At 30.2% G+C, this 23,244-nt stretch carries 18 protein-coding genes; all 18 read right to left on the bottom strand.

Annotated elements, in window-relative coordinates; genetic code table 11:
* Positions 1-28 precede the first annotated feature (28 nt).
* Positions 29-886 (bottom strand): AraC family transcriptional regulator, encoded by an 858-nt coding sequence (locus D1815_RS01510; protein WP_118385655.1) that lies wholly within the window; start codon positions 884-886, stop codon positions 29-31.
* Positions 887-1,001: 115 nt separating this feature from the next.
* Positions 1,002-1,850 carry a GNAT family N-acetyltransferase gene (locus D1815_RS01505; protein ID WP_118385654.1) on the bottom strand — a complete coding sequence of 283 codons (849 nt, stop codon included), beginning with the start codon at positions 1,848-1,850 and terminating at the stop codon, positions 1,002-1,004.
* Between the two features lie 165 nt (positions 1,851-2,015).
* Positions 2,016-3,335, bottom strand: coding sequence for a sulfatase-like hydrolase/transferase (locus D1815_RS01500; protein WP_233557674.1), 1,320 nt, complete (start codon positions 3,333-3,335; stop codon positions 2,016-2,018).
* Positions 3,307-4,539 (bottom strand): cytochrome-c peroxidase, encoded by a 1,233-nt coding sequence (locus D1815_RS01495; RefSeq protein WP_118385653.1) that lies wholly within the window; start codon positions 4,537-4,539, stop codon positions 3,307-3,309. The genes D1815_RS01500 and D1815_RS01495 overlap by 29 nt, the downstream gene beginning before the upstream one ends.
* 281 nt (positions 4,540-4,820) lie before the next feature.
* Positions 4,821-6,002, bottom strand: coding sequence for an FAD-dependent monooxygenase (locus tag D1815_RS01490; protein WP_118385652.1), 1,182 nt, complete (start codon positions 6,000-6,002; stop codon positions 4,821-4,823).
* Positions 6,003-6,230: 228 nt separating this feature from the next.
* Positions 6,231-6,491: an Imm17 family immunity protein gene (locus tag D1815_RS01485; protein ID WP_158594498.1), complete on the bottom strand. Its 261-nt coding sequence runs from the start codon at positions 6,489-6,491 to the stop codon at positions 6,231-6,233.
* Between the two features lie 145 nt (positions 6,492-6,636).
* Entirely contained in the window at positions 6,637-7,221 is a 585-nt protein-coding gene (locus D1815_RS01480; RefSeq protein ID WP_118385650.1) for a GrpB family protein, read from the bottom strand.
* A 195-nt stretch (positions 7,222-7,416) separates the two neighbouring features.
* Positions 7,417-8,835 carry a S41 family peptidase gene (locus tag D1815_RS01475; RefSeq protein ID WP_118385649.1) on the bottom strand — a complete coding sequence of 473 codons (1,419 nt, stop codon included), beginning with the start codon at positions 8,833-8,835 and terminating at the stop codon, positions 7,417-7,419.
* Between the two features lie 106 nt (positions 8,836-8,941).
* Positions 8,942-10,087, bottom strand: coding sequence for an AraC family transcriptional regulator (locus tag D1815_RS01470; RefSeq protein ID WP_118385648.1), 1,146 nt, complete (start codon positions 10,085-10,087; stop codon positions 8,942-8,944).
* A 66-nt stretch (positions 10,088-10,153) separates the two neighbouring features.
* A complete protein-coding gene (locus D1815_RS01465; RefSeq protein ID WP_118385647.1) occupies positions 10,154-13,348 on the bottom strand; it encodes an AsmA-like C-terminal region-containing protein in 3,195 nt (1,064 codons plus the stop codon).
* Positions 13,349-13,552: 204 nt separating this feature from the next.
* Positions 13,553-14,746, bottom strand: a complete 1,194-nt coding sequence (locus tag D1815_RS01460; protein ID WP_118385646.1) for a serine hydrolase — start codon at positions 14,744-14,746, stop codon at positions 13,553-13,555.
* Between the two features lie 561 nt (positions 14,747-15,307).
* The gene (locus D1815_RS01455) at positions 15,308-15,895 is read right to left on the bottom strand and encodes a hypothetical protein (RefSeq protein WP_118385645.1); all 588 of its coding nucleotides are present in this window, start codon (positions 15,893-15,895) and stop codon (positions 15,308-15,310) included.
* Between the two features lie 188 nt (positions 15,896-16,083).
* Entirely contained in the window at positions 16,084-17,334 is a 1,251-nt protein-coding gene (locus D1815_RS01450; protein ID WP_118385644.1) for a DoxX family protein, read from the bottom strand.
* Positions 17,335-18,044: 710 nt separating this feature from the next.
* Positions 18,045-18,542: a co-chaperone YbbN gene (locus D1815_RS01440; RefSeq protein WP_120650553.1), complete on the bottom strand. Its 498-nt coding sequence runs from the start codon at positions 18,540-18,542 to the stop codon at positions 18,045-18,047.
* 196 nt (positions 18,543-18,738) lie between these two features.
* Entirely contained in the window at positions 18,739-19,425 is a 687-nt protein-coding gene (locus D1815_RS01435) for a DUF4386 domain-containing protein (RefSeq protein WP_027391952.1), read from the bottom strand.
* A gap of 261 nt (positions 19,426-19,686) precedes the next feature.
* A complete protein-coding gene (locus D1815_RS01430; protein ID WP_118385642.1) occupies positions 19,687-20,526 on the bottom strand; it encodes a carboxypeptidase-like regulatory domain-containing protein in 840 nt (279 codons plus the stop codon).
* Positions 20,527-20,553: 27 nt separating this feature from the next.
* Entirely contained in the window at positions 20,554-21,702 is a 1,149-nt protein-coding gene (locus tag D1815_RS01425) for a trypsin-like serine protease (RefSeq protein WP_118385641.1), read from the bottom strand.
* A 58-nt stretch (positions 21,703-21,760) separates the two neighbouring features.
* The gene (locus D1815_RS01420) at positions 21,761-23,128 is read right to left on the bottom strand and encodes a serine hydrolase (protein ID WP_118385640.1); all 1,368 of its coding nucleotides are present in this window, start codon (positions 23,126-23,128) and stop codon (positions 21,761-21,763) included.
* Positions 23,129-23,244 lie beyond the last annotated feature (116 nt).

The raw sequence follows: 23,244 nt of genomic DNA, 5'->3' as shown, positions 1-23,244 counted from the left end.
GAATAGAGAAAACGGAAGTGTTTTAAGATTAGTTCAAAGGTTTGTCTAAATGGGTCAACTTATAAAATGTTGGAGAAATTCCATATTTATTTTTGAACGTTTTTGAGAAGTGAGAAGCATTCGTAAATCCACATTCATAAGCGATATCTGTAGTTCTTAAATCTGTAGATACAAGTAGCTGTATAGACTTTTCTAATTTTTTCTCTCGTAAATACGTGGCTGGGGATGAATTGTATATTTTTCTGAATTCTCTTTTGAAACTAGATAAACTTTGATTATTCAAAATTGCTAATTCTTCTAAAGATATATTTTCATAATAATGAGCTTTTACAATTTCTCTAAGGGAATATGAACTTGGACTAAATAGGTTAGAGAGTATCGATCGAATCGCTGGAGCATTTGTCGTCTGATTTAATAATAAAATGATTTCTTTAAGTTTTAGAATCAATATTTCTTCCGTTACCAAATCAGGATTTTGAAAATAAAACAAAATTCCCTCAATATATTTTCGAATTAAAATATCGCTATTAAGCTTAGACATACCTATGTCTAAAGGTAATTTTTGTGTAAGAAAATCCGGAAGTTTATCTTCATAGATTTTCATCAAAATATCAGGATAAAAGTGTACGGCAAGTGCTTGATATGTATCAGAAACTTCCGAAGAACGCATATTACAGGTATAGTTACCACATTTCATTAAAAGAGATTCTTGAGCCTCTATTTTAAGTCGTTCGGTTTCAGAAATGGAGTCATACTCTCCTTTTAGTATGTACAAAAAACAAGCCTCGTTTGGCATTAAATTTGGCTTTTTGTATGGTGGTTTTAAAATAATAGTTTCAAATAGTAGTTTTCCAAATAAGTCTATGGTTTTATAGTCTTGTACCATTTTCTTTTCTTGTAAAGATAGTTCTTACAGGTTGTTTTAAATTTTCTAATTGAGTCATTTTGTTGTCAATTTGGGTCATGTTTTAGGTTTTCATAAAAATAATTTTTTGCTAGCTCTAATTTTTATCAAGATGTAATTTCATTTCTAACTGCTCTAGATTATTTTCAAGTCCTATTCTTTCTAAAAATGCATTTACAGGTTTTGAGCTTTTATCTATATTAATAATAGAAAACTCATCCCCATATCTTTTAATTAATTCGTGAATTAAAGTAGAAGCTATTTTTTTATTTCTGAAATCTTTACTTACCGCTATTTGCTGTAATCGTTTATTACTTGGACTATAAATTATATAACCTATCAGTTTAGAATCTATATAGGCACCTAACGAAACATTGATGTTTTTTAATTCATCTACAACATTATTAGAATTTTGCCAAGTAGGGTATATATCCCAAAACGTTTTCATTAAGTCCCAATTATAATCTTCTAACACCCTAACAACTATATAGTCATTTGTATGTAATACACTAACCTTCCCTTTATAGCATAGTAATGCTCTTTCAATTTTATAACCCGATTTTTTATATGAAGTAATAGCCTGAATATTTTTAGTTATAACTTCTAGTTGCAGCGTATCGATTCTCTTTTCCATTAAAATGGGTAAAATAAATTGATACATTTTTTTTGTTAAACCAACACCTCTTTTTTCTGGAATAACTCCTGTTCCTCCATTATATACTACTTTTTTATTATCGATTATATCATATCCGTGCAAAATAAACCCTATCAGGCTTTCTTTTTCGTAAACTCCTACCGATATATTAAGATCTGTCTTATCGGCTAACATTTTCGAAATTAATTGTTCTTCAGATAGTCTAAAAGGAATAAAATAGTCCGAAAAAGATTTGTTGAATACATTTAGAATATCTTTTTTATTAATTCCCTTTAAGGTTTTAATTTCCATTTCCTAAATTTCTTAGTTACAACTACATTATCATTATTTTCCCGAATGTACCAAATTATTCTTTCGTTTATGTTTTTAAGTTCCCTCCTAACAATTGAAAGATCAAATTTCTCATCACATATAGTTAATTTATCTAATCCATTTTTTGTAATCAGTTTTCTTTTTTTAATTTCTGATATTTAATAGCTCAGTTTCTAAAACTGATTTAGCATTAATATCGTTTGTTGTCAAATTTCCATTTAATAAATTATTTTGTTCATAAGGATCGTTATTTAAATTGTAAAATTCTTCACTACCATTGGCGTTTTCGATAAGTTTATAATTCCCATTACTTATAGTCCAAAGATTATTAACCCCATCATCTTTTTCTGAATATTGATAATCTCTTATTGATACGGCTTCTGTAAATAAAGATATAAAGCTTTTACTATCATGAATTTGATTTACCGGTACTCCAGCAATTTCAGAAATGGTGGCAAACAAATCAGAACTTACAATTAAATTATCATCATTTCCAGTTCTCGAGACTCCTTTACCAGAAATAAACATTGGTGTATTTATCCCTCCTTGATTCAAAGAACCTTTTGCAGTAAAAAACGTGTATGGAGATTGTGCTACTTCATTCGGACTTCCATTATCACCAATAAAAATAATTATAGTATTTTCTCTTTCATCTAGAGGCATATCATCTAATAATTCCCCTATTTGATAATCCATTCCTTCAATCGCAGCCATATAATATGGTGTTTCATCCATTCCGCTTAAAAATGAAGGTAAGTTTCCTTGAGAATGCATTTCATTTGGTGGTACATGAAATGGTGTATGAGGAGCATTATAAGCCAACCACATAAACCATGGTTTATCTTGTTGATGTATCCAATCATTGGCCAAGTCAGTAATCTTTTTAGTTACATATTCTGTTTCTACATTACTTACTCCATTTTCCGTCAATTGCCAATTATAGTAACTCTGAGGCGCACCTCTTATAATCCCGGAGTAATAATCCAAACCAAAAATTTCAGGGTTTACTACTGTATTACCTCCTGATAAATGCCATTTCCCTACTATTGCAGTTGCATAATTACCATTTGTTTGATCGTTTATATATTTCTGTAAGCTCGTTTCTGATAAATCAAGTTCGTCTCCTGCCCATTTAACACCCGTTCTATAACCATATTTACCAGTTAGAATAGATGCTCTGGTTGGCGAACAAGTTGGATACGTCCAAAAATTGTTAAAAGACAATCCCGAATTTCGTATTGCATCAATATTAGGAGTACTCGGTTTTATGTTACCTTCGGAAAAACCATTAATAGCATCCTTACCTAAATCATCAGCAATAATAAAAAGAATATTTGGAGAAATTTCAATTGGGTTCGAAACATCAATAACCACCTCATCTCTATTACAACTAAACAATGTAAAAAACACCATTAAATACAGTAGTTGTTTAATATTATTCAAATGGATTACTATATTTTTCATCAGTTAACATTTGGTTGTCGGTTAATGTATTTAAAAAAGCTATTAAAGCCTCTTTCTCTTCTTCTGTAAAATTAAATTGGCCAACTTGTCCCTCTGAATTTACTAAAGGTGATATGAGACTTTGGTGGTTTTGAATCCCTGAACTATAATGTTCAATTACCTCTTCTAAGGTTGCAAACCTTCCATCATGCATATATGGTGGACGAATAGCGATATTTTTCAATGAAGGAACTTTAAATTTACCAATATCATTAGGGTTAGCTGTCGTTTCATTAACTCCTAAATCAGTAGTCGAAATTGCGTCCAATCCGTTGGTTGTGGCAAAAGTTGTAATTCCACTAGGAATTGGAGTAACTGTTGGAATAGGAGCTACAAAAGCTTCAGACACATGACAAGCGACACAGTTAGCATTCAATCCATTTGTAAGTGGTCGAGGCATATAAAAAAGTCTTTTACCTTCGTTTTCTTGTTCTGTAAAATTTGGAAAATCTACAATTGGCGAATCTACATCACTCCTTGCTTGATCGTATTTTGATGTTGTACTAACAAGACTTCTTATAAATTGTGCTAATGCTCTAGAGATTCTATCACTCGTTATATTCTGATCTCCGAAAGCATCTGCGAACAAACTCCAGTAATAAGTTTGTTCAGCTACAATATTAGTTAATTCTTGAAGTGTCAACCCCATTTCTACCTCGTCTTGAAAAGGCATCAACACTTGCTCTTCTAGAGTTGCTGCTCGTTCATCCCAAAAGAATTTCCCTCCTTCATAAAATCGAGCATTTACGATTCCCATGGAGTGCCTTCTGGTAAGTCCGCCTTCAAATCCTTTACTCAGAATATCTGGATCGGAAAATCCATGTTCAGCTTTATGACAAGAAGCGCAAGAAACGGTACCGTTTGCACTTAGTTTTTCATCGTAAAAAAGTACTCTTCCTAATGTTGCTCCTGCATCTGTTATGGGATTATCAATTGGTGTGTTATCGAATTCGATTGCCGCTTGAAACTGAAATTGATCAGGAAAACTATTTTCAGTATAATGTTCAGGTAATACGATATTGGCATAATTAAAAAATACGTCCGGAAGATTTATTTCGGAACTAGAATCTTCTTCTATTGGTACATAATCTTCTTGATCGTTATTACTACAAGAATTGAATAATAAAGCTATTAACAATAGTGATAGAGACATTAAATTTTTCATAAACTAAACATTTTAGTATAAGTTTAAGACTTTGACTATACCAAAACGTTTAATACGAAAACTTTTTATTTTACTTTTATTAATGCTTTTTCACTCCTAGTATCTCTAATATATTGACCATAGACTATTTCTGTATTCCTAACCAGATTAGTCATCAAAGAGCCAACTTAATATTTTGACAACAGAAATAATAACTAAAAATTATTATCACACGAACAAGTATGAGTTTAAAAAAATGACATAGAATAGAACCTTATTAGGGTTTGATAAATTGAGGAAAATTAGTTTTCATATAAACTGGTAGCAATAGTTTTATCCAATTTATACAATTCATACATCTGTTTTTTCATATAAGATTCAGGGGTGCTCTTAAGAATTAAGTTTCGAATGACTTCTATAAACCTATTTGTTATTGCGATTTTTGAGGTGAGTCTCGATTGTTTCACTAATTTTTCAACTTTTGTCTTTCTATAGGTATAGAGTTTATCAAAAGCTATTTCCGTATTATTAGTTTCTTTAATAAAATTTGACAAATAAAATGCATCTTCAATTGCTTGGGCACCTCCTTGTCCTAAATCTGGTGTCATGCTATGTGCAGCGTCCCCTATTAGGCAAATATTTCCTGAATTCCATTTATTTAGTAATTCTAAATCAGAAAGATCTCCTCTGAAAATTGTCTCGCTAGGTGTATTTTTAATAAGATCAGTTACCAATGGATCGTACTCTGAGAACATCCTTGTTAGAAGATTCTTTATAGTTTTCTTATCATCGGTCAAATTAGGCGCACTCAATTTAACAGCAAACCAATATACTTTCCCTTCGGAAATTTTAGATACCCCAAATTGTAATTTTTTACCCCATAAAGTAAAACCTACAGACTCTAATTGAGCGTCTAAATTATAGTTAGAAATACCTCTCCAACATGTTTGCCCTGAGTATCTTAATTTACTATTTGGAAATAATTGCTTTCTAATTTTAGAATTAATTCCATCTGCACCAATTATAGAATTAGTATTTACAACAGAGCCATCTCCAAAATGTAATTCATAAGATTTTTCGCCGTTCTCAAGGTATTCCATAAATTCTTTCCCTAATCTAATATTTTCTTCCTGCACGTATTTATATAAAATCTGCTGTAGCTTTCCTCTATGAATTGCCATAGTAGTGTAACCGAATTTTTCTTGAACAAAATCTTGTTTAGAGTCTGATATCGGTTTTAACTTATGATTAGCTACCATAATCCGGTTAAAAGTATTTCCAGTATTCTGAATTTCCTGCAATAAACTAGGGCTAATCCATTCTAAAACTTGCAATGCATTTGGTGATAACCATATCCCCGCTCCTACTTCTTCTAAAGAAGCAGCTCTTTCATATAATGTATATGGAATCTTTAATTTATCAAAGGATAAGGCAGTTACTAACCCCCCAATTCCGCCACCGATAATCGATATGTTTTCTGTCATGAATTTATCTTTTTAACCTATCATATTATATTGAAGTTTCAACAAATTTTCTGTGCTCTTTACTTATTAATTTTTCTAACAAATCAAAAGAATCAACATAACTTACTAAGCTACCATTAGATGAAATAAATTTTCCATTATGGATCACCGAAATTTTGCTATCATCCACTACTTCCAAGTTCGGATATTTCCTTTTTAGATATTCTCCACCATCAACATATGTAATTATTACCCCATAAAATAAAGAAAAAACCCACTAAAACCTGCAAGAGTTCCTAATACGTAAACAACCCCTATGAATACTCTAAAAGTTTTATGACCAAACATATTATAAAACATTCTTTGATTTCCACTTTCTGGGTCAATTGCCCAATTCTTATTTTTTACTGTTCCAATGAACAAAACAAGAAAAACAATACCAATGACAAGGTATATAAACTCTGGAAACTCCGTGAAAAAATCTTTTATGTTATTTAATATTTTCTCCACTATTATTTATCAGAATATTATTGTTATGAATATATTGACAATGTCGTTGCACAAGAAATTTAATGTTTAAAAAAATCATAGTTCGTGTTTTGTACAAAATAAATTTTTGATTTTCCAACGAACTAGCAACTCTCTTTTTATGTAATTATGCTTTAGTGTTTTCTTTTATAATGTTCAAAGTTTCATTTACAAAATCCGTTTTACCAAGAACATAAGAACCCCTATCATTTTTAAACTTAGATGCTAATTCTAATTTCAAACTTTCATATTCTTTTGCACGTTTATTGTTAGCGTTTAGATAATCTCTGAAGTCAATTTGTTTCCACATTACATTATCTTTCGGACACATATGGATATGAAAAATTTGTTCTTTAGTTCCATCTAAATTATATCCTTTTCCGAATGAAGAATACTTTTCGATATTTTCTCTTGCAGGAACTTCGAAATGTGAATAACCTAATTCTATAAATTGATCTATTAATTGTCTATCGAATAATAGTTCTTTAGGAATTTCGATCATTAAATCAATATATGGTTTAGATTTTATGGTAGTAATTGATGAACTACCAAAATGTTCTATTCGCAATATTTTTTCCTTTCCTACTCTATCTAAAATCCGTTTTTTTTCGTTTTCATAAATGTTTTTCCATTCGGGATTATGCTCAACCAATTCAATTGGAAAAAGCGTATTCCAATCTTCTTTGGTTAAATCATTTAAAGTCTTTTTCATTAGGTATCTATTTTTAGTTCATTTTAAAGCGCCAATATAGGTATCTTAAAAAGATTAAATGTTACCATACTTTTCTGTTTTCTATATATTGATTAGTAACTTTAAATTCTACAAAAAATACATTCACCTAAAAATACGATAAGCAGTTAATTAAATACACATTAACAGCCACACTATTTTAATGATAACCTTGGATTAATCTCTTCTACCTTTAGTAATATCTTTTAAATCTCTATGGATAATCGATAACAATTCTTTCAATATTTCATCGACGTCATCCAACAAATGATCTTTGATTTTAATTTCGGGGATTACACCTTTGTCTTCCTTTTTAGAATTAACACGCTCAATTAAACCTTTAGACACATCTATTATTATGTCTGTTTCCGGTAATTTATAGCTGAAAATTGAAGCATATAAATTGGCATATTCCGCTGTTTCTTCTCCTACGATGGTTCCAAAGTTATAATCCTGTATTTGAGCTGCTGTAACAGTAGATTGTGAATAAGACTGCCGATTCACTAACACATAGACCTTACCTTTAAAACGTTTTAATTCAGGTTGTGGTTCATAAAACCCAAAATCATAATTATATATTTTTCCATTTTTATGTTCTAGTACAGATCTCCAAAAAGCTTCGGTTGTATCTTTGGTTTGTTGTACATGTTCTTTTAGTAATTGACTAGTTTTAAGTTGAAATTTTGAAAACCACTTAAAAGGTTTATTCGCAATATAAGACACCATATAATCACTAAATGAATCATTTCCACCTGGATTATTTCTTAAATCAATAATAAGATTTTTTGTTTGGCTTTTTTTAATTTCAATAAAGGCAGAATCTATAAACTTTCTATAGTCATCCTCATTACCTGCAAAACTACCAGGGTTTAAATAAGCTGTCTTTGACTTAAATCTAAATACTCTTTTGTGATTTATTATATCATCCCTTTGCATTTCAAAATCTTCCAAGGCTTTTATGGCATCTAAACGTATTTCTTTTTGCTTGCCTTCTATAAAAAGTTCTATGTTAAAAACTTTTTGTTCTCCAAAAACTTGCCAATAGAATCTTGACAGCGTTAAAGACTCAATTTGTGCATTCTTTAAATAGGATCTTTCAGCTGAAATCTGAGGATAGATTTTTTGCAAAACCTCATCAATTGATCTGCCATTAATACTTTTCAATTCAGCACCGATTTTAATGTCATTTTTTGACCAATTTTTTCTAACTAAGGCTTTTCCATCTTCAAAAGCAATCTCTAATGGAAAAATGGTGCCCCCAGATTGAACGTATTCCATATATATAGAACCTGGGAACACAATTCTAGTATGGGCATTGTTTGCTGCAGATATAACTTTTTGTAATAGTGATGTTGTTTCAAGAAGATTAAAAGAGTCTTTTTTTATTTCACTTCTTACAATTTGATAATTTCTCTCAAAATCATCTTTTGATGTATATGCATATAAGTTAAAATGTGTGTTTTCTAATGAGTGGTACAAATAATCTAAATCACTAAGAACTTGTCCTTTTTGAAAATTTGTAGTTGCTTGTTGAGCATTTATAGTTCCATAAAGAAGTATAAAAATTAAGGGAATAATTGTTATGTTTTTTTTCATTAATTTTTGGATTAAGCACCTTTAATCACATCTTACATAAAGAGTAATCGATGCTATTTTAATTGTTTAAGCCACAATATTAATCCCTAAAAAGTTATTAATCGTCCTACTGCTTCTTTTCGGACGTATTTTCAATTCCCTTAAGATATTGACTTGGAGTTAACTGTGTTGTTTTCTTAAAAACATGGTTAAAAGTAGATTTTGAATTAAAACCACATTCATATGCAAGACCTAATAATGATAGTTTGTCCTTATCAGAGGATTTTAAACGTTCTTTAAATTCTGCCACACGATAAGAATTGATTAAATCATAAAAGTTTTTTGAACAATTTTGATTAATCTTTAATGAAACTATCTTGGGCTTCATTTGTAGTAATTCGGAAAGCTTAGTTAAGTTTATGTCCGTACTCAAATAAGGCTTTTCATTTTGCATTAACTGTTCCAATTTTTCAATAAATTGAGTGTCTTTTTTTATTGGTTTTTTTACCTTTTCGGATGTATCCACTAAAACTTTCAACGCCAAAGATGATTCTTGTTTTCTAAGGTATCCTTTAAAAGCGATCCAGGTACAGAGTATGGAGAGGACAACGAATGTAGGAAGAAAGTAATATTCTCTAAGGCTTCTATCAAAAACAAATCGGTCAATTTCTGTTATGATATTCCATAGAATAAAAAATGATGCATAAATAAGTATAGGGATTTTTAACCAGTCAAATGAATGCTTATCCAACTTAGCATAATATTGCTTTAGTAAAACTTGGTGATTAAAGAGTAACCGTAATGATATAATACTGTAGGTAATGATAGAAATAACACCTATCCATTGTTCTATTAAATATACATAACTTATACTAGGAATGGGGTTTTCATACAAACCATCCGCTCCATTTCTATAAATTGATGTTCTATAAAAAATAAACTCTAAAACCAACGGTAAGAAATGAATAAGATGTTGTTTTGAAAATTTAAATGATGTATTAGTAACACTTTTAGTATAAAAATACAGTGCAGGACCAATACCATAAAGCATTTCTAGCTGAATATATCTAAAAACATCAAGCATATTATGATCTTTCAAAACATTAACTAAGACAATATTTAATGCCATAATAGCATAAAAAAAAGTCAACATCGCTAAAAACTTCTGAGCCAATATTTTTGGGCGTTTAAAAAAAATTAATGCGCTTAGTACTATCGCCTGTAGTGCAAAAACACTAATAATCGTAAATAAAATGGAGTTTGATGTAATCATTTACAGCATTACTTATAAAGATATCTGTACGTCATTATTTTCGTAAACAAATTAGTAGTAGTGAAGTTAATTCCCCTTTTTCTTACCTAATGAAACCTTATAATCATCAATACTTCCTTTGATCTTTAGGTTAAGGTATTTTATTTTTTCATCCGGATCTACTTCTACAATTTCATCTTCTTGTGCTTTACTAACAACAGAATCTTTCTTTTTTCCGAATAACTTTTGCCAAGAAGCTTTTCGCACAGTTTTCCAAGGAATTCGTACGTAATAATCAATATTTTGGTTACTGTCATGCGAACCAGACAATTCCATATGCCCCAAAGTAGATTCGATCCGCATAGCAGGAATATTGATCTTCCCTTTATTTATATCCAAGCTGTTTTGTAAAGTATCAAATCGAATATTTTGTAAGTTTTTATCTCCCATATAGTCAGAAAGCGCAAGCATTGGATCATAATTTTTTAATCTCCCATTTAGTACTTTCACATCCATTTCTATGGTAGATTGATCCAGATCCGGTACCATATCTGGATATACCCTAATCTTACCTTTAATTCTAGATGTAAGTTTTCCTTGTAGATTTTCGGAAACGAGATGATCTTGTCCAAAATTTTCAAACTTGAACAGTAGTTTATCTAAATCTACGTTATTCATAACCAAATCTGGTTGCATATAAATATGTTCTGGATCGCTACCATTAAAATAACCACTTAATCGAATATTTCCTCCAGCTGCATCCATATCTAAGGTATCTATATAAATGTAATGATTGGGTGTTGTTCTGATATCCGCTTTAATATTTTGAAGATCTATTCTATGGTAAATAAAGTGGGTGATATCTGCCTTAAATTGCATGTCCGTAAACGGCAACTCATATAAATTAAAAGCTTCTGCATGTTCTTTTACATCAGCAGTTGTTGAAGTCACAACTTCTGTTGATTCTGGAGAGCTCACATCAAAGTTAAAAAGCGCATCATAGTCAATATAATTTGCTTTTACTGAGAGATAATTATCTCTTTTCTTTATTTTCTCATCTTCACCCAAATAGTAATTAAGGTCAAAATTAAAATTAGTAGTTCCTATTTCGCCATGAAAATCTTTTATTACCACGTGTTCATCTTCATAATGGATATTTCCTCTAAAATTATCAAAGCGTAGTGGGTGCAATTCCATTTTTGTATCCAACTTGTCTAAAGCTAAGTCAATGGAATGCAAAGCAGAATCTCTATAATGCATACTAGAAGTAAGGTGCAATGCCAAATCATCAAAAATTTCATGTCGATATTCTTCAGGAACATAATTCTCTCCCTTATACGAAAAGACATCTTCTAACCTTAACTTTTTAGAAGTAAGGTTGATATCTAAATCAACATCTCCATTAAGTTGGGATTGCATCCAAAAAGCATACTCATGTATAAGCCCATCAAAATGAAAATCACTATCATCTATATATCCTGTAAAATCAACTATTTTGAGATCCTTATCATCTATTAACACATCTGCGTGAAAATCATGTAGTTTATGTGGATAATGCTTTAAATCTGCATATAAGCTATCGATAAAAAATTCACCTTTGGGTAAATATTTAGATTCTGTAAAATCTTTTGCAGAAGCTTTAAAAGAAAGGCCTAAACTCAATTCTTTTATTTGTTCATCAAAACCAGTTTTAGTAGTATCCTGTGCTGAAAAACCAGTTAATTCGGCAATATCTAAATACTTAGAAGCGATATCTAAATGAACATCTACTGGGATGTTCGTATGATGTACAATTGCAGGTAAATCCGAAAGAAAACCACTTACAGATAGATCTGACTTCCCCATCAACAGTTCAAACTTATTTAGAGTTGCTTCTTTACCATTCATTACTAAATTTACATTCAGATCGTGCAATGGAGCTGGAAGATCTTTGGCTATTAAACTTAAGTCTTTTACAATCAATTCTGTAAAATACGCTTGATTCAGTTTCTGTAAAGCCTTTTCGGGTTCATCAATATCTATAATATCGTGAAAATTCATTTTCAATGAAACCTCTCCTGAAGCATCTTCTACCTGCTCCAGTTCAAAAAATTCTGTAATAAAATTGAGATTAAAATTTGAATTTATTTTCATATCCACTTCTGGAGATTCAAAATTCTTCACAAAAATAGACCCTTCAAATTCTCCTTTTTCTAAAGATGCAGTCATATCCGTTAACGAAAACTCCATCGTACTTACATCTCTATTTTTTCCATTTGTAAAATGACCATTAAATCCCATATTATCAATCTTCTTCCCTCTTTTAGTATTTTCTAGGAAAGCTTTCCCAGCTCCGAAATTGGCGCGAACAAAAGGCGTATTTCCTTTATTAGCAGGCCCTTCAATCTTAGCGTTAAAATAAATTTCACCAGCGTTTCTGTATTTCTCTAGTACAGGTATAACATCTGTTGGAGCAAAAGCAATCAACATATCAAAATTAGGCTTTGTTCCTTTTATAGAAAGGTTTAGATCTACATCATTCTTCGTATCTATTGATCCTTCTAGCTCAAAATCACCATTTTCCATAACAATCCCAGAAGGTTCTATGTCAAGAATTCCAGTATATTCATTAAATAACACATCTGTATGCACTTCGAAATGTTTATTATGAATGAAAGTGGTATCTCCATCTTTGATCACATTCAACTCAAAGTGGGTATCTATATGTCCAGCGATGATACTATCTTTTTGGCTAAAACCACCGGTACCAGCGTACATGAATTTTTCGACATCTGTATTTGTAGCCTCATCTAGAGTATGGATGTCTAGACTTTTAAATCTAATTTTTTTTAGATGAATATTAGTGGATGGTGTTTCTGTTTTAGAAGTACTCGCTAAGGAGTTTTGAATATTCGTCGTATTATTCTCATGAATTACAATATTAAAAACACCTTCTTCTATAACTAAAGACTGAATGTCATAATTTCCTTTTACTATATCCCATAGATTAAAACCAATGTATATATCTTTTACATCCATAATGATGGGTGCATTATCTTCTTTAGTTTCAAAGATTTTTACATCATATACTTTAATAGAAATGTATGGAAAGTTACTAAAAAGAGATAATTCACTTTCACCAACACTAATAAGACCTTTGTGTTCTTTGTTTAGTTTTGCTATCTCCCCTTTAATAATTTCGGATTGATTATTCTGAATATATAATATGAGGGCTCCAATTACCACAATTGGGACTACGATTAATCCTAATAAAATTCGTTTCCAGAATTTCTTAATTTTCACAACAGCGGTCTTTTAGGGTTAACAAAAGTCTTTGACGTTAAAAGTAACGAATTCGTATGAAAAAATCTTATTTCGCATACGAATTCCTATATGGTTTAACAGCATTTTTTATCTAGCTTATGTAGCATAAAAAATCTATTACTGTTTTATTAAATAAATAATTACTAAACATAAGCCCTGCAGAGTAATCTTCACACCTCCCTCCTACTTATCATAAGGCATAAAGTTCTCCCAATACCAAGGCATCCAAGTATCGCCCATCGCAACTTCTAGTAATTCTTTAAAAATACTTTCGGCATTGGAACTGTTGGACATGATTATAATTCCTAAATCTTGTGATGGATAAAATACGGTATAATGTTCCCAACCCTTAATATGTCCCTCTTTAAAAACTGCTTTTCCGAATGGTGTTTTATAGGTTCCAAATCCTAGGGCATAGCTTAATTGGATATCACTGTTTTCTGTCGTTTTTATTAATCGATTTTTACCAAATTGTTGCTTAGACTCAATTCTTATTTGTGGTTTAAAAAACTCCTCATACGTTATTTCACTAAGTCCCTTTTGGGCTAACATCGCTTGTATAAACTTGGCATAATCTTCTGGCGTTGTATCCATACTACCAGCAGCATATTCTTGATTTCTTTTTATTCGTTTTAAGGTTTTTCTTTTCTTGTAGTGACCAACCGCATAGTTCATATCAAATCTTTTTTGCCAAAGAAAACTTGTCATATCCATCTTAAATGGTTTAAAAACGTATTTTTCTGCAAGTTGCTCTAGATTAGTTTTAGTGATTTGTTCTACAACAAACTGAAGCAATTGAATACCTTCTCCTGAATAACTATAAAAAGTTCCTGGTTCCAATTCGATCTCCAGCGGGTTTTCCATATCAATCCCTGATTTAGTGATATATCTCCAGTTTGGAAACCCAGTAATATGCGACAAACACATTCTTGCGGTAATTTTCTCATATCTTTTATCGGTTTCTAAATCTTTAAAACCTTCATAACTGTGAGCAAATTCATAGGAATATAAAGGGTTATCTAAATATTCTACTAAAGGTTTGTCTAAATCAATCTTTTCTGCATCTACTAATTTCATAACAATAAATGCAAAAAGTGGTTTACTAAGAGAAGCAGCATAAAAATTATGTGAAGTTTTTAGTTCTTGCTTATCTTTTAAATTTCTGGAACCGTATGCTTTATGAAATAAAACACTGTCTTTAGTAACTATTGCAATTGTAAGACCGTGCACATTTCCAGCATTTTTTAAATGCATAATTTTATTGTCTAAAACTGAGGTAGAGATTACTGAATTATCTATTCTTTTGATAGATTGAGCATCAATATTAAAACTAACGACTAGAAATAAGAATGAAATGAAATATCGTGTTCTGACCATTGTTAAAACCTATTTTAGATTCCTTTATGATATAATAGACGCGTATTAAGATCAAATGGTTGCCTTAACAAGTAAAAAAGATACGAACTTGGTAAAACAGTTTATTATAAAGCTATTAAAAGAATTGAAAGTATTATAATAAAATTAATTAAGATTGAAAGAACATTTATTTTTATATGCAAATTATAATTTCTCAAATATTTTTTAGCTAAAAAATCAATAATCAAAAAAAAGAAAGCAATGAAAATAAAGAAAAAGGGTATTACAAACCCAGTTGGAGGAGTGTGACTACTACTTATTCCATGCTGAATAATCGAATAGATTGTAAAACATATTCCTAATAGATATAAAAAGGATTTAATTATTCTGTATATGTCCATTTCTTAGTACCTTCCTTGATATCACTGCTCCCAATAGTTTAGAACTAGCATATCATTTTGCTTTAGACACTTAAACTCTAAAATCAAATGAAACTAGATCTATAACTAGATCGTATACTTTATTACGGGTATGGTTAAAGGTTATAAACTAACTGTAGTGAAAGTTGCTAATGGGTATCCTTTAATATTCATATTCTAATTTCTCTTTGATTTCTAATAGTTCTTTTTCTTTATCAGGAAACATAAAAAAGAGCTTATCTAACAGCTCTTTAGCCTTGTGGCAATTTTTAAATTCACTTTCACATTGAAAGCTATATGATCGAACGAGTCTGTAATTAATTTCATAGTTTTTTTGGAAAACTTCTTTTGCTTGTTCATAGTAAAAAACAGAATTAGACCATTTTCCTTTTTCAAACCACTCATCTCCTTTTTCAATAAGTATTAAAAACTCATTTTCCTTTTCCTGGAATTTAAGTATTTCTATACTCTCTGTATCTACAGTGTTTTGCCGGATTACATTAATTGTAAAATATGTAAAAACACTTGTTATAAGTATTGCGATACCAATTAGTATTTTCTTTTCTTTTCGGTTTTCCTTTCTTATTTTTTTTCCTATTTGTTGTATTTCTTCCTCGGAAGCTTTTTTTAAGCTTGATTTTCCTTCAGTATCTTTTAAGTTTTCTTTTTCTAATAGTACTTTAGACCTCAGTAACGTTTCATTATTACGTAAGCTTGAAATCACTCCTCGAATACTTTCTCCTCCTAACATATTTTTAACTATTTACTTACGGTGAGATGTAAACAATTAGATACATCCCTACTAATATGTAGATTCAAAATTAAATTTGTTACAATAATTTTATGGAAAACAATCAAAAGCAACATACGATTTCTCTCTACTTCTAATATGAATAATCAGAAAATCAAGAACGTTTTTGAAAACTTCAAAGAACTGTTTCACCTATTGTAAGGACGCTCATTAATCCAGTTAAAACCGCGAGAGTTCAAATTAAATTTTTCGTGATCTTTTCTCGAAAATATGATATGTAATGTATCAGAGTCTATAATTCCATCCAATTCAAGAAATTCTGAATTGGGATTTTTATAACTGAAATTATAATGTTCAGCTTCCGAATCCTTTTTATGTATCATTATTTTTTGAGATGTCGAATCTGTTATGAACTTATATTGATATTTTAGATCATCCATTGTTTTTACAGTTGCCTTATCTTTTAAGTCCACAATAAGATAACGCCATCTATAATTATCTGTAATTAATGGTTGTAATGTATCTCCATTTTTAATAAAATATGAAGCCTCCCATATACCATAGAGTAATGGCTTTTCTCTATTGTTCCCTCTATGACTTTCTGTGGTATAAAAATTAAATGAAATTAAACTAACAAGAATAAATAAACCAATGGATTTTATCCAAAATATGACTTTATGATATTTGTTGTTTTTAACAGGGTGATAATAAGTAAATACATCTACTGCTTTATTTTTAATAAATACTTTTAAAAACCTATCGTCAGTTATAAAAATCACCAGAGCCATTAACACTAAATGAACCGAAAATAATTTCACAGGAATGTCATAACAAAAATTCATCATGGCCACTTGCGCCATTACTCCAATAATTATAAATGAGCCAAGTGTTTGTGTTCGTCTAGGAATTAATAACAAACCACCAAGTACTTCCATAAAACCAACAAATACATTAAAACCTTTTGAAAACCCCATATAAGTCCACGCTAATCCCATTGGCGAAAAATCACCTAAAGGGTCGAGCAAATGAGTCAATGAAGCTGATGGAAACTGAAGTTTAAAAACCTTAACAAAGCCATAAAGAAGCATTACAGCTACTAAAACAATACGTAGAAATACTAAAAACCAATAAAAAAGCATATTGTAGCTCTTACGGTTTCGATCTAAAATGCTCCAAATAACAACGGTTATTAATGTTAAAACTACAGTTACAAATAATGTCAAATATGCAAAAGTGTGATCTCCACTACCATTACCACTTACCTCATATTCGTAGTTTACTTTAAAAACTTCTTTACCAATCCATCTAAATGGTACTTCAAAAAGTGGATTTAATAACATTAGAAGTATATAGAGAGTAAAATATGTAAATAGTGCTCTGAATATTAATTTGCTTACCGTATTCCAATGTTCTTTATATTCTTGCGTCAATAATTTCATGGATGATTCCTTGTAGATTATTATAAATTATTAGTATCCGGAATTAGTAATGTGTTACAATGGAGTAGTATATAAGATTTACTATTAGAAAACTCAATATTTTTTCTATCCGTTATTTAAAAAACATAATGATATTGTAAAACTTTAGCCTTACTTAGTAGATCGGTTAGCATTACGTTTTTTTATAGTAACCAAAAATAGAATCAATTGTAAAATTGTATTAGGCAATATCGCTAAACCTATTGATAAAATATTATGTGAACCTAACGACATGTTTGATCCAAATTTTAACCATAAAAAAATAGCAATAAACATTAATAAACTAGGGAAGAAAAAAGCAAGAATTTTTTCATTATTTATTTCTTTAAAGGGTTTATAAAACAAATAAGGTAAATAGGAGATTGCAGCTATTACACAGTAAGAAAAAGCTAGAATAATGATCAAACATCTTTCGCCTTCGCAATTTATACTCAATAGAAATCCAGTTAGTATGTTTGCTAGTAATGCTATTAAATATTCCCTCCAATTATTCATTTATAATAGAATTCATTATTTTTCTTGGATATTTTTACCACAAACTAATATCCTTTTTTACTAGTTAGGGACTAACAAATATTACAAACCTCCATTAGATAATTTAAAACAACCTTACCCTAAAAAAAAATATAATGGTTATCCACTAGTAACAAAATGACGTTAGCTGTATCGAATTAATCCGTTTCACTACAAAATTTGTTTAGATCAAAAACTGTCATTGCACCTGCATATCTTTTAATTTCTTTTCCATTTTTTAATAAAATGAATTGAGGCAAACCTCTAATTTGAAATCTATCTAACAATTTTCTATTTAAATCGGCATTAACTTTAGCGATTTGTATATTCTTTGATTCATTTGCGAATTTTTCTATAGTAGTGTTCATCATCAAACATGGACCACACCACTCAGCCCAAAAATCGATTAAAACTAGTTTTTCCTCTTTCAAAACTGAATCTATATTTTTACCATTGAGATGAATGATTTTAGATTTATTTTTCTTTAAGAATATTTTCCTATATAAGAATCTAAAAGGGAAGGTAAATGCTGAGACTATTGTTGAAGAAAAGAAAATAATAAGAGCAAATATATAGTTTACAATTGTTGAAATATTTTTCTTTTCTTCAAAGTTCTTTTCAGAATCATTTTGGTATTTAATAAGCTTTTCTATCATTTCTATAATCAAGTACAACTCTGGAGTATATTTATGTTTTCATTATAATAGATTACCAACTACTCTCTATAGTTTATTTAGCTTTAAAAATAGCATAAAATCCCGATCAAACAAGATCGGTTACCCTTTTCTATATTTTCTTATGAGTATTGCTACTTATCGTAAACTAGCTGTAGCAGGAGAACCAGATAAATATTTAACTTGATTTTTTCTTAACTCCAATAATTAAAAGCCACAAACCAATTCCAATTTCGCCTAATGCATGAGGAAGACTTGCTATTGTTGGAATTATTGTTTTTCCATAGGAATCTGGATAAAGAAAGTATCCTAAAAAATCTATCAAGTAACCGAAACATCCAACTATGAGTAGAATTCCAAAAATTTTAGGAATAAAGCCAGATTTTAAAACTAAATAACCAAATGGAAGTAACCAAAGACCCCAAAATATTTGAACAATGCTAAACCCGTTATAATGCGATCTAAGAAGTATTAAAAGTTTTTCAGCCTGTATATCTGTAGTGTTAATTCCTACTTTATTATTAATCAAAGAAATGATATCAAGTTTAGGTATTAAGTTAACATATGAAAATGCAACACTTACTAAAACTAAAACAACCATTATAATTGCTACTTTATTATTGACTTGCTTGAGCAATTTGTATAGAGAAAGTGATAAAAAGATAAAAATAGTAATCATACACAAATCACTCAATATTCCTATTTTGAATAGCAATTCATTTGTAGTGATATTATTATGAGTTTCCAGGGCATTGTCTAAGGCATAAAGTTTTGACGGAATGTATACAAGACTAAACATTCCACATATAATCATAAGAATATATAGTAAACCAGAAACTCTAGCATCTTTTTTCATTGAAATCATATTAATTGGTTAGTTTCTTGTAAGACGATTATGAAGATGATTTGTTACGCCTCTCGTTTTGAAAGCTTTACTTCTAAGCTGTCACTAATCTATGATTAATGTAACTCGCAACTTTGGAAACATCTTTTATAAAACAATCATACCAAACAATATCTATCACTCTTTTATTGATTTTCTTAGTAATATCAATTCAGCAATAGCAGTAAATTCACCAGTATTCTAACAATCAATTACACAAGTTGCCGGCAATAGTTCTTTCACTTATTGCCGCACTGTTACGTACATGGATATCTTAGCACCTTTTGTTACATTCCAATTGCCTACACTTGATGAACGCCCAACTGCCCTTCCTAATAATTGCCCGTTATAATTAAATGGTGCTTGTTCATTATATTCCTGAGGTAAATATTCTATTGCAATAAAGACAGGGGTTTCATATTTCAAATCAAATTTTTTCAAATCGAATGTATTCCAGCCATTTATTATCTGTTTTTCAATAATGATATTACTAGCACCTATTTTCTCAAAAGGAAGATTATCTTTTATGCTGTAAAAATTTATTCTAAATTTTGCAGCATCGATATTTACATTAGAGAGTGCGATACTTACATCTAAGAGTTTTGAAGGTTTTTTTATTTTGAGTTTTTTAGCAAATTCTTGAATATTATTATTCTGATTATTATCGGCCCGAACATCACCTACAACGAAACTAACATACGATGTAGTTCCTAACTTTTTTTCTTTTGTTTTCTTTGAAATAATTGTGACTTCATCTAAAGACACCAATTTCTGATCAAGAACAAATTGGCTGATGCTTTTTTCAACAATATCAGAAATTTTAATAGTATGTTGTTTATAGCCTACATAGGAAAAAGATAAACTATCGGATTTATTTTCTTCTTGTATTCTAATACTAAAACTTCCATTTTCATCGGATATAGTTCCTGTATTTTTATTTTTAATTCCAATATTTACATATGCTAATTTTTTATTATTAGCTCCCTTAACTGTTCCTTTTAAAGTTAAATTTTGGGACCAACAAATATTAGATAGTACTAATAAAGTCAAGAAAAATTTTAAAGATAATTTGTATTGATGCATTTTTTGTTTTTTTAATTATTTTCCTTTTTATTTACGAGTCAATTCGTACGTTACGTCAGGTTGTATTATAATTAATTTCTTAAAAACTCCATTTTTCTCATTTTTGAATTCTAATTTATAGCCTTCTAATATTTCAGAAGAAAATTCGTGTTCTCCAGTTGGAACAAATTCATATTCTTGGCCTTCGGATACGAAAAGATAAATCTTAGTGTCATTCTCTTTTGTATGCACCCTCATTATATTTCCTGATATTTCATACTCGCCAACATATTTCTTTAAAGTATCTGCATTTACAGATATGATCTTTGGTTCATAAACAGTAGCATCAGGCTTCGGCTCTACTCTTAATATTGCTTCAGAAACGTTGCCATTTCCTGTCATTTCTTCATTAATCCATTGTATATACTGCGATACTCTTGTATAGTTTTCTACCACACCATAAAGTCCTTCGTCTCCTCCTTTTGTATCTTGCCATGAGCTAATTCCTGCCAAGTAAACGGTATTGTTCTTTACAATAAAAGCAGGTCCGCCACTATCACCTGGACCACTAATGCCTTCAAATTCTGTAAGATATTTTGTTTGGGTATCTGGATGATCAAATGTCCATGTCAACCAATTTTTAGTTGCTGTTTCAATTCTATTGGTAGCACCTCTTTGTTTTCCATCGTTACCGTTTATTCCAATGAGTCCATCACCTTTATTTCCTCTTCCAACCATGTACACGAGCTTGTCTACTTCGTCTTCATCAACATATAATTTAGCTTGCATCGCATCAATAGGTTTTGTTTTTAAATGTAATAATGCAATATCTTTTAATAAAGAATTATCGGCTTGTGGATCATCCCATTCCTTATACATAATAACCTTATCTACTTCTATTTCGACATCGTCTATGATCACAAAGTGTTTTCTTCCATTTTCAAATTTTTGCGTAATTCCTACGGCGCAATGAGCTGCAGATAAAACCCACTGATCCGCTACAATGGTACCTTCACAATCAGGTAGATTTAAATGACATATATATTTTTCGAACTTCTTGGCAAGTTTGAGAAACTCGGCTTCATCTTTGTCATGTCTGGTTATCATTACCTCACGCTTGTTACTAATTGTATAACTAAAGCTTACTGATATTAATGATACTATTAGAAACAATACGATTGAATTTATTCTTTTCATTTTAGTTTTTTGTATTAATTACTCCGTTTTACAGGGAACAGTTTTAAGTATAGTGCTTTTACTCTGCTAGTAAAAAGTTTGATATTCTTTTTGCTATTGAAAAGACACGTAGATCCGATTTATTACTAAGAATAATTATTGTAATTTCTTTTTTAGGATACATCCACAAGTCTGAACTAAACAAGTCACTCCCACCAGCGTGACGAACTATTTCGTCCTCTAAATCTTTATTTACAATTCCCCAACCATAGCCATAGTGAGCATTTCCACCATTGTATTCAAAATGAGGATAAAGATATTTAGATGTTGTTGCTTCATCAAGTACTGTGTAGTCACGTATTGCTTGACTCCAGAGCAGTAAGTCACTTGCTCTTGTTAGAATACCTCCATTTCCTTTGAGATTGAGATACGGACCATTGTCACTCCAATTCTCTTCATTAGGTTTTTTAGCTTCCGTACTATCTACATAACCATTAGCAATTTCATTATTTTTCCAATCAGGAATTACATAGCCAGTATGGTACATTTTCGAAGGTTTAAAAATTTCTTCATTCAAAAAGGTTTCATAATCCATTCCGCTAGCTTTTTCAATTATTAATGCGAGTAAGCTATATCCCATATTAGAATAATTAAATGCTGTCCCAACTGGACTTATCAGTTTACTACTAAATACTTGGCGTAGAAATTCCTCTTCTGTAATAGTGTCGTAATCACCTCCTATCCCAGCTGTTAAACCTGAAGAATGTGTGAGTAACTGATGGATGGTTATATTTCTTTTGTCGTTAGGAACGGCATCAAAGTATTTTGATAGTTTATCGGTAGTAGCCAGCTTATTTTGCATTGATAATTTTAGTATTCCTGCACCCGTAAACTGTTTGGTAATAGAACAAATATCAAAAACTGTATTTACGTCATTTAGCCCATTGTCTTGACTATTTTTTCTCCCATATGCCTTGTTAAATATGATGTTGTCATTTTGAGCAATTAAAATAACACCTGAAAAATCTCTCTCGGTAAGTTTCTTATCTAGGGTAGTTAAATCATCAATTCCCATACGAACCGCTTTTAACGTTTCATCAGGCTGTATTAGAATTAATTCATTAAAAGTGTCATTTTCTGCTTTCTTAAATTCTACCTTGATTTCTTCTTCGGTTCGAAAAGAAAATTTGTGTTCTCCAGATGCAATTAATTCACTTTCTCCTTCAAAGAGTGTGCTAAAATAAAGCTTCGTATCATTTTCTTTTTCTTTGGTATAAATATTTATTATGACTCCTGCTTCTTCATACATATACTCACCAACATATTGTTCTAAAGTACCATCAGCATTTACATTTGTAGCTTTTGGTTTACTAGTATTTGTACAACTAAAACTCATTAATGAAAATGATAGCATTAGAAATAATATCATTGTGTTTGTTTTTTTCATGATTTTCTGTTTTTTGATTTACTACTGCGAATGTAGATCTCAAAACGGAACTAAAAGCTACTATTGAGGTTGGAGAAGTACTGAAATAAAACAGTTTTACGAATTAGGACGTTTTA

Source organism: Aquimarina sp. AD1 (assembly GCF_003443695.1).
Lineage (GTDB): Bacteria > Bacteroidota > Bacteroidia > Flavobacteriales > Flavobacteriaceae > Aquimarina > Aquimarina latercula.
This window is presented reverse-complemented; position numbering and strand designations above follow the sequence as displayed.